Below are 14993 nucleotides of genomic sequence, written 5' to 3' on the forward strand. Positions count from 1 at the left end.
GAGCGTGATGCTTGTTTGACCGCTATAAATCTGGCGAACAGGCAGTTTTAGTTCATATTGACTTTCCTAAAGAGGGGGATCGTGAAGATCTTCACGAATTAGAATTGTTGGTATCTTCTGCTGGTGTTAGTAGTTTGGCGGTTGTGCAAGGCAGCCGTCAAGCACCACATCCGAAACTATTTGTCGGAACTGGTAAAGCAGAAGAAATAGCTGAGACTGTTAAAATCCACAATGCCGATGTCGTTATTTTTAATCATCAACTCAGACCGTCCCAAGAGCGTAACTTAGAACGCATTTTGCAATGTCGTGTGCTTGATAGAACCACCCTTATTCTTGATATATTTGCGCAACGTGCACGTACCCACGAAGGTAAGTTGCAAGTTGAACTGGCGCAATTGCGTCATATGTCCACGCGACTAATTCGTGGTTGGACGCATTTAGAGCGTCAAAAAGGGGGCGTGGGTTTACGTGGGCCAGGTGAAACACAGCTCGAAACCGATAGACGCTTATTGCGCGCCCGCCTGCAAAATATTCGTGCACGCCTAGATAAAGTTGCTGTACAGCGCGAGCAAGGTAGACGAGCTCGTAGCCGTAACGAAATACCAACTGTATCGTTAGTAGGGTATACTAACGCGGGTAAATCAACATTATTTAATCGTATTACAAACTCAGATGTTTATGCTGCAGATCAATTGTTTGCGACGCTTGACCCAACGTTACGAAAACTTGAGTTAGGCGATGTTGGTCCGGTTATTTTAGCCGATACTGTTGGCTTTATTCGCCATTTGCCGCATGACTTAGTGGCGGCATTTAAAGCGACGCTAACAGAAACGCGAGAAGCCGACTTACAGCTGCATGTTATTGATGTGGCAGATGCACGACTAAAAGAAAATATTGAACAAGTACAATCAGTACTCAAAGAAATTGAAGCTGATGAAGTACCGCAATTATTGGTTTATAACAAAATTGATGCGCTGGATGATATTACTGCGCGTATTGATCGCGATGATGAAGGCCAACCTATAAGGGTATGGCTTTCTGCTCAAACCGGCGAAGGTTGCGAGTTACTTAGCGAAGCTATTAGCGAATTACTTGCTAAACAAATGCTTAGCGAAACATTATTGCTCGCACCACAATATGGACGGTTAAGATCGTCGTTATTTAGTTTAAGTGCGGTAAGCGACGAGCGCTTTGATGAACAAGGTAACTGGCTGTTAGATGTTAGGTTACCTATAGTTGAGTGGAATCGTTTAATTAAAGAATTTGGTCCTGAAATTGCTGGTTTTATCGTCTGTGATTAAAAATTGATGTAATTAATGTCGGTTTTTGTATAAGAAACGCAGTAGATTTGTTAGATTTAACTCAATTTCCTTATTTATTTAGATAACAATGGAGTATAGCTATGGCCTGGAATGAACCGGGTAATAATGGCAATGATAAAGATCCGTGGAATAACAAAGGCGGACGAGATCAAGGCCCACCTGATTTAGACGAGGTGCTGCGTAAATTCAGTAACAAGTTTAGTGGCTTATTTGGCGGCAAAAAACCGGGCAATGGTAGCGGCGGTGGACTTGGTGGAGCCGGTATTTCATTTATACTTATAATTGCTGTAATTGTATGGGCACTCAGTGGTATTTATACCGTGAAAGAAGCTGAGCGTGGTGTGGTTCTTCAATTTGGTAAGTATGATCGTATTGCTGATCCTGGTCTGCGTTGGAAAATGACCTTTATTGAAACCATAATACCAGTAGATATTGAAGCTGTTCGTTCATTATCAACGTCTGGTTTTATGTTAACTGAAGACGAAAACGTAGTAAGCGTTGAGTTCCAAGTTCAATATCGTGTTATTGACCCATACTTGTATAAATTTAGTGTAACTAATGCTGATAGTAGCTTAGAAGAAGCACTAGAAAGTGCACTACGTTATGTAGTTGGCCATGCAAAAATGGACCAAGTACTAACAAACGGCCGTGAGGTTGTGCGCCAAAATACATGGGATGAGCTGAACAAGGTTATTGAACCTTATAACTTAGGTTTAATTGTGACTGACGTGAACTTTAAAGATTCTCGTCCACCGGCTGAAGTTAAAGATGCGTTTGATGATGCAATTGCTGCACAAGAAGATGAAGAGCGCTTTATCCGTGAAGCTGAAGCATATGCGCGTGAAATTGAACCTCGTGCTCGTGGTCAAGTTACACGTATGACTCAAGAAGCCGAAGGTTATCAAGAGCGTATTACACTTGAGGCACAAGGTGAAGTTGCTCGTTTTGAAAAGCTATTACCAGAATATCAAGCGGCTAAAACAGTAACTCGTGAACGTTTATACATTGATGCAATGCAAGAAGTATTAGGCAATAGCTCTAAAGTACTTGTTGATGTAAAAGGTGGCAACAACATGATGTACTTACCACTTGATAAAATTATGGAAAAGCAAGGCACAGCAACCCGTGTTGCACTTCCTAGCTCAAGTGATATTCAAGATTTACGTAACAAAGTAAATACGTCACGTAACAGCTCTGTTAATAGTGGTAATGACCGCTTTAACAACGATCGTTTTAATGATGGGAGATAACAATAATGAAAAACTTTAGTTTAGTCATACTATTAGCTGCCATTGTAATGTCTTTCTCGTCAGTTTTTGTTGTACCTGAAGGGCAAAAAGCAATTGTTTTGTTATTCAGTAAAGTACAAAAAGACAGTGATGATCAAGCCATAGTGTACAGCCCCGGCTTACAATTTAAAGTACCATTTTTTAGCCAAGTACGTCGTATTGATGCACGTATTCAAACGCTTGATGGTACACCAGACCGCTTTGTAACGAGCGAGAAAAAAGACTTAATTGTTGACTCGTTTGTAAAATGGCGTGTTAACGACTTTAGTGCTTTTTACTTGCGTGCTCGTGGCGATAAGCAATATGCTGAAACGCTGCTAGAACAAAAAGTAAATAACGGTCTACGTACTAACTTTGGTACGCGTACTATTCGTGAAATAGTGTCGGGTGAGCGTAGCGAGTTAATGGAAGAGGCGTTAGTACAAGCTTCTGAAAGTGCCCGCGAGCTAGGTATTGAAGTACTTGACGTGCGTGTTAAGCAAATAAACCTACCACAAGAAGTAAGTAGCTCGATTTATCAGCGTATGCGTGCAGAGCGTACTGCGGTTGCTAAAGAACATCGTTCAGAGGGTCAAGAAAAAGCCGAAACTATTCGTGCTGGCGTTGATCGTCGTGTAACGGTAATGCTTGCCGATGCTGAGCGTAATTCACGTACAGTACGTGGTCAAGGTGATGCAGATGCAGCAGCTATTTATGCTAATGCGTACAATAAAGATCCTGAGTTTTTTAGTTTTGTTCGTTCGTTAGAGGCGTATAAACAAACCTTTAAAAACAAGCAAGACGTAATGGTTCTTTCACCAGATAGCGACTTCTTTAAATATATGAAAGGTGCTACTGCACAATAAAGCTAACCAATATATTTAAATCTTAAAAGCCTCGCGTTAGTGGGGCTTTTTATTGAAACAGATTTAATGCATTAAACCACTGTTATCTATGTGGTTATTAGTTAATATTTATACATATAAATATACGAGCGGAAAATATAAGCTAAACGGGGTGAACTTTGGCTTTGTTTTCTGGTAAAATCTTGTCCTAATTTTTTTAAGTGAAGTTACAATGGGTAAAAACGTTGTTGTATTAGGCACCCAATGGGGTGACGAAGGTAAGGGTAAGGTAGTTGACCTCCTTACAGATAAAGCATCTTTAGTAGTTCGTTATCAAGGTGGGCACAATGCTGGCCATACCTTAGTGATCGACGGTGAAAAGACAGTTCTGCACCTTATTCCATCGGGTGTATTACGTGACAATGTTAAATGTGTGATTGGTAATGGTGTTGTATTATCACCAGAAGCGCTAATGAGAGAGATTGGCATGTTAGAAGCACGTGGCGTACCTGTACGCGAGCGTCTTTTAATCAGTGCTGCATGTCCATTAATTTTGCCTTTCCATGTTGCATTAGATGTAGCCCGTGAAACTGCACGTGGTGATAAGCCAATTGGTACAACTGGCCGTGGTATCGGTCCTGCGTACGAAGATAAAGTGGCACGTCGTGGTTTGCGCGTAGGGGATTTATTTAATCCTGAACTATTCGCAGCAAAACTAGAAGAAGTTCTTGAATACCATAACTTTACTTTAGTTAATTACTATAAAGTAGATGCTGTTGATTTTCAGAAAACCTTTGATGACGCAATGGCCGTTGCTGATATTTTAAAAGCGATGATTGTTGATGTTACTGAGCTTTTAGATCAAACGCGTTTAGCTGGCGACAACATTTTGTTTGAAGGCGCACAAGGTACGTTACTTGATATCGATCATGGTACTTACCCTTATGTAACGTCTTCTAACACTACAGCTGGTGGCGTTGCTACTGGTGCTGGTTTTGGCCCACTACACCTTGATTATGTGCTTGGTATTATTAAAGCATATACTACACGTGTTGGTTCAGGCCCTTTTCCTACAGAGCTTTACGACGGCCTTGATAAGCAAGACCCAGTTGGTAAGCACTTAGGCGATAAAGGCCATGAGTTTGGCGCAACCACTGGTCGACTTCGTCGTACTGGTTGGTTAGATGCCGTAGCAATGCGTCGTGCAGTGCAAATCAATAGTATTTCTGGTTTTTGTTTAACTAAGCTTGATGTTTTAGATGGCTTAGAAACACTTAAAATCTGTACTGGTTATAAGCTTGAAGATGGCACAGTTACTAACGTAACGCCATTAGCAGCTGAAGGTTACGAAAAAGTAACGCCAATATACGAAGAAATGCCTGGTTGGTCAGAAAATACTGTTGGTGTAACTAGCCTTGATGGTTTACCAAAAGCAGCGATTGATTACGTTAAGCGTATTGAAGAGCTCACTGGTGTTCCTGTTGATATTATTTCTACTGGTCCTGATCGTGTAGAAACTATGATACTTCGCAATCCGTTTGCGTAATATCAACTAGACTTGAAAAAAGCTGCTTAATGCAGCTTTTTTTATGTCTAAAAATAACAATAGAGTATAAATAACCTGAGATCCGGATAATAAACTTATCTCAAGCAGCTATTTTCAGCGCTAACTGCGTTGAATTTACTTGCAATAGGCCAGCTATTGACGCGTAAATTCGCCTTGTTTTCACTGAAAACCTCTGGCTAGAGAAAATAAAATTAAATATAACTATGATTCAATACGTTAGTAAATCTCTTAACTAGAGTTCAGGTTAAATATTAATCTTGGAACGATCTTTGTATAGTATTTAATAGGTTTATTTTTATAAGTGATAAAGATGCAGTTACTTTTTAGTCATTCAGTTTTGTTATTCCCATTAATGACACTCTCTTTATTGATGAGCAGCAATAGCTTAGCAGAAGAAACGGCAGCAGCAGTGCCACTGTATACTGAGACTGAGTTAATTTCGCTAATTAATAAAAACACCCATTTAGCCCGGGTTAAGGCAGATGATTGCCAGTTAGTACAAGATATAGAAGCGCGAGCCAATAAAATGGCATTACCATCGTATCAGTTTTTATATGGCGATATGCTAGCCTATAACGTATGTGTTGATCGCGATGTAGAGTTAGGTGTGTACTATATGCAAAAAGCGGCTGAGCAGGGCTTAGCAGCGGCTTTAGAGCAGTTAGGGCGTTACTACGACATTGGGCGTTTGGTACAACAAGATAAAGCAATGGCAATCACTTATTTGCGTGAAGCGTCATCGCAGGGAAATTTAAAAGCGCAGTTTCGCTTAGTTAAGTTATTTAACCAAGGCTACGGCAGTCCACGCGACTTTGAAGATATGTATCGTTGGTTATTTAATGCCAAGGTTGCAGATGCCAATACACATAAAAAAATTGCGCGTTTATTAGCTCAGTTAGCCGAAAAAATGCCAGCCAGCGTTGTGGCTCGTGCTCGCCTACCTATGTAAGCATATTGATATACCAAAAATACACTAAAAAGGCCTAACTCTTGCGAGTTAGGCCTTTTTATTAGTTTTTAATAAAAGTGTTAACTTTCTTCTTTAGCTTTTGCTTGTGAATCTTTTAGTAGTGATATTTTAGCCGGTTGCAAAGCAACAATGCGCTCACCTTCTTGCGGTGGTTTTTCCATATCACTGGTAAAGGGTCTAAGTTTAACTGGCGCATCGTCATCGCCATCTTTATCCCCTTTGAGAATAAACAGTGGAATTGCCTCTGGGTTCATTTCTTGATATTGCTCCCAGCTAAACTCATCAGAAATACGGGTAGCACTTACTTTACCGCCTTTCGCTATCACACTGCTTAAGCGTGCATAAGAGCCGTTTTCACCAAATAAAATTTGGCGCGATAAGAAAGTCGCGCTGTCTTTATTCGCTTTAGCATGCGATGAAGATGAGCGTAGCGAAAACACATTTTTATCATTAAGTAAGTGAGAAAAATACTGTACACCTAGCGCATTGTGATGGCGATTTGGTGACAGTGCCAACACACTACGAATAGTGGTTAAAGGCAAGTAACGCTCAGCATGTTCAGATTGTGGATTACCGTAGTAGCAAGGCAAGCCATCCATACGGGCCATTTTACAGTTTTCCCATGCAGGGTCAGATAAATGCACAGGAATATTTTGATCTTTTAAGCCTCGCGCAATAGCACGCGATACATGGTTTGCACCAATAATTAAAATGGTACTTGGTGATGGTTGACGTACACCAAGCAGTTTAGCTAAAGGGATGGCAGTTAGGCTTTGCAGCACCACGGTAATAATAATAACGGTAAATATGAGCGGCACCATTTTTTCTGCATCAGCAACACCAGCTTCCATCATGCTCAGCGCAAATACAGAACCAACAGCTGCGGCAACAATACCGCGTGGCGCAATCCAAGCGAGTACTAAGCGTGACTTCATTGGTAGGTCAGTACCAAAAGTCGATATTGCAATACACACAGGGCGAGCTATAAATAGCACGATAGCTAAAAATATAAAAACGTCACTATCTAGCATCATTAAATCAGAGAGTTCTAACCTTGCTGCAAGTAAAATAAACAGTGTTGAGATTAAAATCATCGATAGATCTTCTTTAAACTCAAGCACCGAATCAATTTCTAAATCATCTTGGTTTGCAAGCCAAATACCAAATACAGTCACCGCTAATAAACCTGATTCATGGCTTAAGTGATTAGACACTGAAAAACTTATAAGCACTAGGGCTAAAATGCCAAACTTATGCAACTCAAATGGTAGCCACTCTCGGCGCATAAGTTGTGTAGTAAGCCAACCTGCAACAACACCAATTGTTAAGCCTACACCTAAGGTTTTAACTAGCGCGATAATGGTATGGCTAAATATTTGACCTTCGCCAACCAACATCACGGCTTCGAAAACTAATACGGCAAAAAGAGCACCAATAGGGTCTATAACAATGCCTTCCCAGCGTAGTATTCGGTCGATGTCTTGAGTTGGTCGCATAGAGTTTAGCAAAGGGGCAATAACAGTAGGACCCGTTACAACAAGTACAGCGCCGAGCACAGCAGCTACCCGCCAGTTAAGCTCTAATAGCCAATAGGCACTAAAGCTAATAATTATACACGTAGTGAGCATACCAATAGAGCACAGGTTTCTGACTACTTTACTGATGCCTTTTAATTCTCTGAAGTGCAGGGTGAGAGAGCCTTCAAATAAAATAATAGCAACGCTGAGTGACACAACAGGAAAGAGTAAATCGCCTAAAAGCGCGTCAGGATCTAGTACGCCAGTAAATGGCCCTAATAATAGTCCTGTAAGCAATAAAAACAGAATAGCAGGGACTCTAAACGCCCATGCGACCCACTGGGCAAGCACGGAGCAAAGTGCGATACCGGCTATATAAATTGCTGACATAGAATAAGAATTCCTTGTGAATATGATAGATAAAAGTATAACTTATGTTAATTATAATACAGGGGTATACACGGATAAGTTAAATTTTGCTAATAGAATTTTAGCTGTTTATCAGATATTACGAGTTTTAAAGTCTATTATTTTAGCAGTAATATTAATAAATACTCTATAAGAAGAGTTTAACTTTTTGATAATTAATACAAAAACAGTTCGAAAAACAAGCTGTATTTTACTTGGTTTGAATTTTAACCTTGATTTTACCTGCTGTTTTAGCGTATTATACTTCGTGTTCAAACAATTAGTTGTCTAATTAAGTGGTTATTTTAAAATAATAACTTATTAATATTAGAGTCACATTAAAGCGGTATAATACTGTTTTGTAGTGATTTAAGGGTTTGAGCAGTATAAATATCATTTACCGAACTCTTTGGTATGATTTTGCTAAACAAGTTTATTTAACTATTTAAATAAATAAAGGTTTGAGTTGAATTATTACCTTTCAATATTTAGCCCCCATCGTGGCGTTTAAATCTCGGTCCTTAAGTCATCACCCTATCTGTTGGTGTATCTGACTTAAGAGGCTCTATGTATGTTGTTAATAAAAAAGCCACACACAGCTTTTACAGCGATACATAAACAACACTTTTTAAATTTTTTGTTAGTACTATTCAACACCGTTGAGTTGTTGCTATTTAGTACTTGCGCTTAAATCTATAACAACAGTTTTAGATGAAGTCGCTTTGCGTGTGTAAAAAAGTGTTTTTAAATGATAAACCAAATTCGAAGCTATGTTTTAAACCTAGCTAACTAGTTTTAGCTCATCACATTGTATGAGCGCAAATAAAATGGAAAGTTGAACATTTATGAATAAGTTAAATTGGCGACGTATAGTACTTAAAGTAGGTAGTGCTTTAATTGCACCGGATCAAGATGGCTGCCGTTCACGTTACATATTAACCATTGCACAGTTTATTGTTCGCTGTCGTGCTCGTGGTATTGAAGTTATTTTAGTTTCGTCAGGCTCAGTTGCTGCGGGGGCACATTTGTTCCCATCAGATACAGCACGTTCAGTCGTGATGAAAAAAGCGATGGCTGCCGCAGGTCAAACAGAAATGATAGCAATGTGGGATAGGTTTTTTGACTTTCCATCAGCTCAATTATTATTAACCCACGGTGACTTACGTGATCATGAACGCTATCAAAGTATTCGCGAAACTGTATTTACTTTGCTTGAGCACGGCGTGCTACCTATTATTAATGAAAATGATGCAGTAACAACCGATGATCTAAAAGTAGGTGATAACGATAACTTATCTGCTATGGTTGCAGCAGCAGCAGATGCAGACGCGCTGCTTATATTTTCAGATGTGGATGGGTTATATGATAAAAACCCTAACTTGCATGACGATGCTATTTTACTGCCTGAAATAAAATCAATTGATGACTCTATTTATGCTATGGCAGGATGTGCAACTAGCGCAGTTGGTACAGGCGGTATGAAAACCAAAATTGAAGCGGCCGAAAAAGCAACCTCACATGGGATTTCAACTTATATTATTAACGGCTTTAAAGAAGAGACATTTACGCGTTTACTTGCAGGTGAAAACCCGGGGACTATTTTCTTACCATACGAAAAACCAATGCAAGATTCTGTACATTGGATGACGCACACTGCAAATGAGCAGGGTGAAGTTGTTGTAGATGGCTCGTTTGATAAGTCACTCGAAGGCGAAACAGGCTGTATTCGTGGCGATGAAATAATGGCCGTGCATGGCGAGTTCGCAATTGGTGACACCATTTTGGTACGTAGTGAAGATGGTACGCGTTTAGCCAAAGCAACCGCAAATTATAGTAGCTGTTTGTTGAGCTTTATTGCAGACAACGAACAGAGTGAATTCAGCGAAAAAATGCAGGACTCAATTGGACCTGTTATATCTGAAAAACATATCGCATTATTGGAGAAGTCATGAGTTTAATTACGGATATTTCACGCCAGGCAGCAAAAGCTGCTCATCAGTTAGCGTTACTCGATACCGAGACAAAAAATAAAGTGCTATTGGACATGGCTGCAGCACTACGTGCAGAAAAAGCATTTATTATTAAAGAAAACGAAAGCGATTTAGCCGCGGCACGCGACAATAACTTAGCAGCAGCAATGGTTGACCGTTTAACGCTTAACGATGAACGTGTTGAAGCAATGGCTGAAGGCATCGAAGTGATAGTAAGCTTAGATGATCCGGTTGGTCAGCTACGCGATATTACCGAGCGTCCAAATGGCATTAAAATTCGTAAAATGCGCGTACCACTAGGCGTAGTTTGTATGATTTACGAAGCGCGCCCAAATGTAACCGCAGATGCGGGTGCATTGTGTTTTAAATCGGGTAATAGCGTTATTTTACGCGGCGGTAAAGAAGCACTAAAAAGCTCACAAGCAATTGCTAGCGTAATGCACAGCGTGCTAGCAAAGCATAATTTACCAGAGGCACTTATTTCGGTAATTCCTGACCCCGATCGTGGCTTATTAATGGAATTAATGCAGCAACGTGACAGCATTGATTTAATTATACCGCGTGGTGGTGAAGGGTTAATAAACTTTGTAACCGAAAACAGCACAATTCCAGTGATCCAACACTTTAAAGGTGTATGTCATTTATATGTTGATAAAGACGCCGACCTTGAAGTGGCAATTAACCTACTGCTTAATGGTAAAACGCAACGCACCGGCGTGTGTAATGCTTTAGAAGGCTTAGTTGTACATCAAGATATTGCCGATGAGTTTTTAAACTTGTGTGCGGTAGTGTTACGTCAAGAAGGCGTTAAAATTAATGCCGATAGCCAAGCAGCTACGTATTTTGACAATGCAACAGTACTGGGCGACGATGAATTTGGTGAAGAGTATTTAGATTTAGAAATAGCCATTCGCGTGGTTCCAAGTTTTGCGGCAGCTGTAGAGCACATAGCGCAATTTGGTTCGCATCATACAGAAGTAATTTGTACTAAAAACGCTGCTACGGCAGAGTTATTCCAACGTAGTGTTGATGCTTCGGTAGTAACTGTTAACGCTTCATCGCGTTTTTCAGACGGTTCACAACTGGGCTTAGGTGCCGAGATTGGTATTGCAACGTCTAAGCTACATGCCTACGGACCTATGGGCCTTGAGTCACTAACTACTGAAAAGTATTTAGTTAATGGCGACGGTCAGATCCGCGAATAAACTTAGTTTATTTCAGGACAAAACATATTATGAATTTCAAAAGCCGAGCTGCAGCTCGGCTTTTTTGTGCAATAAACTAACTTAGGCTCTACTTCGCTAGCCAGTAAAATTAAAAAGCGTGCAATAGCGTTAGCTATATGGCGTATATTTTGGGGTTTAAATACAGAGTGAAACTTAAGATAAAATAGCGAATAAATTGATGGCTTTGAGACAATACTAAGGAGGGAGTAGGAAAGTGGTGGAGCTAAGCAGGATCGAACTGCTGACCTCCTGCGTGCAAGGCAGGCGCTCTCCCAGCTGAGCTATAGCCCCACATTCCTAAATTTTACATATTACGTAAAAGCTTGATTGCTGATTCTCAAGCGGGACGAACTTTAAGATTTTTTATAAAATAGGTCAAGTATTTTTTCACTAATTTTACCGTTTAGATGAAATTTTGGTAGACTCAACAACAATATTCAGTAAAAAGACAATTAAAAATGAAAAAGTATGCCTTAGTACTGATGGTTCTGCTTGTGGGCTGTGCTAACTCAAGTGACGAGCAACCTTATGAAATAAATAATAAACAGTTTCATGAAAAGCAAGATGAGCAAGGAAATAAGCTATTTGCCTATGTAGTATCGGTAAAGGCTAAAAGCCGCCAGAACATTAATTTAGATAAAAAGTTTACCCGCAGTGACTTTGAGCGTTTTGCAGCGCAAGAGCATTTTGAAGAGTCGAGTATTTTAAAATTGCAGTTAGAAGATCAAGCTGTTGAATTGTTAAATAAAGAGCTTGAAACACGCAACTATTGCCCCGCTAAGCATGAAATTAATGAGGTACTGTGGCGTGATTTAAGTGTGCAATTAAGAGGACGTTGTTTGTAGTATGTTAGCTGATAAAACAAAGTTAGCAGCGCTATTAGCGCAGTTAAATATTAATTATGAGGTGATAGAGCACCCACCATTACATGGCAGTTTAGATGCCGATGCCTTTATGGTAGAGCGCCCAGGTACACGACTTAAAAATTTATTTTTACGTGATAATGAAGGTAAGCGGCACTTTTTAGTTATAACCGCCCATGACAAGCAACTTGATTTAAAAGTATTGTCAAAACAACAAGGGTTATCGCGGTTAGGATTTGCCTCAAGCGAGCGTTTAGCGCGCTATTTAAAAGTAGCACCTGGGTGTGTATCTATGCTTAGCCTAATGAACGACAAGCAAAACGAAGTAAGCGTTTGGCTAGATCAAGATATTTGGCAAGGTGAGCTATTTCATTGTCATCCGTTTGAAAACACCCAAACCTGGTTACTTAATAAAGCAGACTTAGAGCAGTTTTTTAACTTTACTGAGCATCAGCCTCGCGTAGTATTTTTACCTTCAAGGTAAGCCCATATAACCAGCATCAAGCCGCATAGGCAAACAGCCAATAAAGCTGCCATAAATGCGGTTTGCCCATGATGCTGGTATATCACCCCTGGTAATAACGACCCAAGTGCACCGCCGCTGTAATAAAACGATACATACCCGCCATTAGTAACACTTGGTGGTGCTTTACTTATTTTATTAACTAAGGGAGCGGCAGTTGAGTGAATCACAAACATAGACCCGCAAAATAATGTAAATGCGGCTAAAAACACTATTAGCTGGTGGCTCATTAACATGACAATGCTAATACTGTAAAACAAAAATATAGCCGTTAATAAATGCCATGCAGAGGGCACTTTTTTAAGTAACCAAGGTGTTGTAATAGACGCTAAAGCGCCGATTAAATAACCACTGTAAACCAAGCCAATGTCGCGAGTATTAGTGATTAAAAAAGTATTTTGCAAAATAAAAGGTAAATAATTAAGTAAAGCGGCAAAGCAAAAAAACATACAAAATACCGCACCATACACTTTTAGCAGCGGCCCTTCACGCAGTTGTTTAATATAGTCTAGTGGTGAAAGTATTGATTTAACGTTATTACTTTTAAAGCGGGTATGGGGAATACTCCACGCAAGCAAAATGAGCATGGTGGCAATAAAATAATAAAAACTTTGCCAGTGCCATATATCGCTAAAAATAGCTGCCAGAACACGTCCAAAATAGCCGCCTACTATGGTGCTGCCAATGTAGATTATCATATTTTTTTGCAGTGTATCGGCACTAAAACTCATGCCAATATAACTGGTCATGGCTGTTAATGCCGCTGGTAATATTAGGCCTTGTAAAAAGCGTACCAATAACAGCAGCTCAAAGGTGGGGGCGTAAACAAATAATAAACAGCATCCTCCCAATAACAACATAGCAATGCGTAATATAAATAAAGGATTACGTTTAGTTAAAAACAACCCATACACTAAAGGCGCAATAGCCAGTGGTAGCATAGCCGCAGTCATTAAGCTGCCAGCAACGGCGGGGGCAACACCAAACTCAACTGCAAATAGGCCAAGCAGTGGTTGTGGAGCGTAAAGTACAAAAAAAATAAATACAGAACAAAGCAACAAGTGAGGTAGGCGCATTATATAGCTTGGCGAGTAACTAATAGTTAAGTGGCAGTATATTAAAAATCCCTTGTGTTTGATAATCTAAAAACGAATACTTTAAGCGACTATTTGGTATGCCCATAAACAGTAATAAGTAATTGTTTACTAAAAGAGTCGCTATCTTTGCGCTAAATCATGGTGTTTTTATCGTCGTTTGTTAGATTAATGATGATAGCGCTGTTATTTGCCGGCATTGGTGATTAAAATAGTCTTAATATTAGTTTTTAGTGGAATAGAGCCATGGGGTCACTTCAAGAGCAATTGCTCCAAGCAGGATTAACAACATCGCATAAAGCTAAAGTTGCTAAATCAGAAAAGCGTAAGCAGCAAAAAAAGCAAAAAAAGGGTGCAACCAGTAACCCTAGCGATTTACAAAAGCATATTCAACAAACAAAACTTGAGCAGCAACAAAAAGCAGAAGAGCTTAACCAGGCACGCCAAGGTAGTTTAAAGCAGCGCGAGCAAAGTGCCCGTGTTAAACAAATTTTAGAACACCATAACCAAGAAGCAATACGTGGTGAGCGTACTTTTAACTTTACTTACGAAAACAAAGTAAAGAGCATTGAAGTAAACGAAAGAACGCAAAAAGCGTTATCGGGTGGTCGCTTAGCTATTTGTGTGCTCGAAGGCCGATTTTACGTATTAGAAGACGAACCGGCACGTAAAGTAGCTGAAGTAGATGAACATTATATTGTTTTTCATGTTGAGCCAGAAAGCAAAGTAAAAGATGAAGACGATCCATACGCCGATTTTGAAATACCAGATGATTTAACGTGGTAAATTTTAGTTAAGTGTAGACTCATTTAATTTTTGCTAAAGTTAACTTAAATGAGCTGTACATGTATTTGTTCTGATTGATCGTCAAATGCTATTAGTTACGTATGCTTTTTATAGTGTTGTTGACTACAATCACCAGAACAGTTTTTTAACCGTCAAAAAAGAAGAGTAAATACAATGAGCAAAATTAAAACACTTTTATTAGGCGCGGGTATTAGTTTAGCCGCAAGCTTGTCATTTAATGCAGCTGCTGCAGATGGTGCTGCACTTTACACTGCTAAAAACTGCCAAACGTGTCACGGCGCTGAAGGTAAAGCACCTATTATGGGCATGTACCCTAAATTAAATGGTCAAAATAAAGACTATTTAGTTGCACAAATGAAAGACATTAAATCAGGTGCGCGCAGTAATGGTATGTCTATGGCTATGAAAGCTATGGTAGCAACCGTAACAGATGAAGAGTTTGCTGCAATTGCTGATTACCTTGCAAACGTAAAATAATAAACGCAGTTAATTATTTTTATTAAAAAACAGCCACACCTAGTGTGGCTGTTTTATTTCCTGATTGCTATAACCTAAATACTAATTTAGACTTCTAAACATCTATTGCGCAATT

At 39.6% G+C, this 14993-nt stretch carries 13 protein-coding genes and 1 tRNA gene; 11 read left to right on the forward strand and 3 right to left on the reverse strand.

All coding sequences use genetic code 11. The annotated features are described in order from the left end of the window. The first annotated feature begins 11 nt into the window (after positions 1-11). From hflX to HC000_RS10430, 5 genes are all read left to right on the forward strand, one after another. Positions 12-1301 carry a ribosome rescue GTPase HflX gene (gene hflX, locus HC000_RS10410; RefSeq protein ID WP_179807602.1) on the forward strand — a complete coding sequence of 430 codons (1290 nt, stop codon included), beginning with the start codon at positions 12-14 and terminating at the stop codon, positions 1299-1301. A gap of 101 nt (positions 1302-1402) precedes the next feature. Beyond that, entirely contained in the window at positions 1403-2572 is a 1170-nt protein-coding gene (gene hflK / locus HC000_RS10415; RefSeq protein WP_179807603.1) for an FtsH protease activity modulator HflK, read from the forward strand. 5 nt (positions 2573-2577) lie between these two features. Continuing rightward, positions 2578-3456 carry a protease modulator HflC gene (gene hflC, locus HC000_RS10420; RefSeq protein WP_011326987.1) on the forward strand — a complete coding sequence of 293 codons (879 nt, stop codon included), beginning with the start codon at positions 2578-2580 and terminating at the stop codon, positions 3454-3456. A gap of 211 nt (positions 3457-3667) precedes the next feature. Further along, positions 3668-4981: an adenylosuccinate synthase gene (locus HC000_RS10425; RefSeq protein ID WP_011326988.1), complete on the forward strand. Its 1314-nt coding sequence runs from the start codon at positions 3668-3670 to the stop codon at positions 4979-4981. A gap of 331 nt (positions 4982-5312) precedes the next feature. Beyond that, positions 5313-5951: a tetratricopeptide repeat protein gene (locus tag HC000_RS10430; RefSeq protein WP_179807604.1), complete on the forward strand. Its 639-nt coding sequence runs from the start codon at positions 5313-5315 to the stop codon at positions 5949-5951. An 80-nt stretch (positions 5952-6031) separates the two neighbouring features. Here the strand turns inward: HC000_RS10430 and HC000_RS10435 are convergent, their stop codons facing one another. After that, the gene (locus HC000_RS10435) at positions 6032-7879 is read right to left on the reverse strand and encodes a sodium:proton antiporter (RefSeq protein WP_058372400.1); all 1848 of its coding nucleotides are present in this window, start codon (positions 7877-7879) and stop codon (positions 6032-6034) included. Between the two features lie 863 nt (positions 7880-8742). On the opposite strand from HC000_RS10435, the gene proB reads away from it, so the two are divergent. Both proB and HC000_RS10445 read left to right on the forward strand, forming a co-directional pair. Continuing rightward, positions 8743-9849: a glutamate 5-kinase gene (gene proB / locus HC000_RS10440; RefSeq protein ID WP_011326992.1), complete on the forward strand. Its 1107-nt coding sequence runs from the start codon at positions 8743-8745 to the stop codon at positions 9847-9849. Next, a complete protein-coding gene (locus HC000_RS10445; protein ID WP_086994847.1) occupies positions 9846-11093 on the forward strand; it encodes a glutamate-5-semialdehyde dehydrogenase in 1248 nt (415 codons plus the stop codon). The genes proB and HC000_RS10445 overlap by 4 nt, the downstream gene beginning before the upstream one ends. A 236-nt stretch (positions 11094-11329) precedes the next feature. Here the strand turns inward: HC000_RS10445 and HC000_RS10450 are convergent. After that, a tRNA-Ala gene (locus HC000_RS10450) sits at positions 11330-11405 on the reverse strand. Between the two features lie 167 nt (positions 11406-11572). On the opposite strand from HC000_RS10450, the gene HC000_RS10455 reads away from it, so the two are divergent. Then, positions 11573-11959, forward strand: a complete 387-nt coding sequence (locus tag HC000_RS10455) for a hypothetical protein (RefSeq protein ID WP_011326994.1) — start codon at positions 11573-11575, stop codon at positions 11957-11959. Between the two features lies 1 nt (position 11960). Further along, entirely contained in the window at positions 11961-12461 is a 501-nt protein-coding gene (locus HC000_RS10460) for a prolyl-tRNA synthetase associated domain-containing protein (protein ID WP_011326995.1), read from the forward strand. Here HC000_RS10460 and HC000_RS10465 read toward each other — a convergent pair. Further along, positions 12428-13576 (reverse strand): MFS transporter, encoded by a 1149-nt coding sequence (locus HC000_RS10465; protein ID WP_179807605.1) that lies wholly within the window; start codon positions 13574-13576, stop codon positions 12428-12430. The genes HC000_RS10460 and HC000_RS10465 overlap by 34 nt on opposite strands. A 264-nt stretch (positions 13577-13840) precedes the next feature. Here HC000_RS10465 and HC000_RS10470 point away from each other — a divergent pair, with 264 nt between their 5' ends. Together HC000_RS10470 and HC000_RS10475 are read left to right on the forward strand one after the other, a co-directional pair. Beyond that, positions 13841-14380 (forward strand): DUF2058 domain-containing protein, encoded by a 540-nt coding sequence (locus HC000_RS10470; RefSeq protein WP_011326997.1) that lies wholly within the window; start codon positions 13841-13843, stop codon positions 14378-14380. 174 nt (positions 14381-14554) lie between these two features. Further along, complete coding sequence (locus HC000_RS10475) at positions 14555-14878, forward strand: c-type cytochrome (protein WP_011326998.1); 324 nt, start codon at positions 14555-14557, stop codon at positions 14876-14878. Positions 14879-14993 lie beyond the last annotated feature (115 nt).

The organism is Pseudoalteromonas sp. MIP2626, from assembly GCF_013414205.1.
Lineage (GTDB): Bacteria > Pseudomonadota > Gammaproteobacteria > Enterobacterales > Alteromonadaceae > Pseudoalteromonas > Pseudoalteromonas nigrifaciens.

What these genes read in the sequence shown, in the direction of transcription:
- HC000_RS10445 (WP_086994847.1), top strand. Translation starts at nt 9,846, where the DNA reads ATGAGTTTAATTACGGATATTTCACGCCAGGCAGCAAAAGCTGCTCAT.
- HC000_RS10430 (WP_179807604.1), top strand. Translation starts at nt 5,313, where the DNA reads ATGCAGTTACTTTTTAGTCATTCAGTTTTGTTATTCCCATTAATGACA.
- HC000_RS10455 (WP_011326994.1), top strand. Translation starts at nt 11,573, where the DNA reads ATGAAAAAGTATGCCTTAGTACTGATGGTTCTGCTTGTGGGCTGTGCT.
- HC000_RS10460 (WP_011326995.1), top strand. Translation starts at nt 11,961, where the DNA reads ATGTTAGCTGATAAAACAAAGTTAGCAGCGCTATTAGCGCAGTTAAAT.
- HC000_RS10425 (WP_011326988.1), top strand. Translation starts at nt 3,668, where the DNA reads ATGGGTAAAAACGTTGTTGTATTAGGCACCCAATGGGGTGACGAAGGT.
- HC000_RS10465 (WP_179807605.1), bottom strand. Translation starts at nt 13,576, where the DNA reads ATGCGCCTACCTCACTTGTTGCTTTGTTCTGTATTTATTTTTTTTGTA.
- hflK (WP_179807603.1), top strand. Translation starts at nt 1,403, where the DNA reads ATGGCCTGGAATGAACCGGGTAATAATGGCAATGATAAAGATCCGTGG.
- hflC (WP_011326987.1), top strand. Translation starts at nt 2,578, where the DNA reads ATGAAAAACTTTAGTTTAGTCATACTATTAGCTGCCATTGTAATGTCT.
- HC000_RS10475 (WP_011326998.1), top strand. Translation starts at nt 14,555, where the DNA reads ATGAGCAAAATTAAAACACTTTTATTAGGCGCGGGTATTAGTTTAGCC.
- HC000_RS10470 (WP_011326997.1), top strand. Translation starts at nt 13,841, where the DNA reads ATGGGGTCACTTCAAGAGCAATTGCTCCAAGCAGGATTAACAACATCG.
- HC000_RS10435 (WP_058372400.1), bottom strand. Translation starts at nt 7,879, where the DNA reads ATGTCAGCAATTTATATAGCCGGTATCGCACTTTGCTCCGTGCTTGCC.
- proB (WP_011326992.1), top strand. Translation starts at nt 8,743, where the DNA reads ATGAATAAGTTAAATTGGCGACGTATAGTACTTAAAGTAGGTAGTGCT.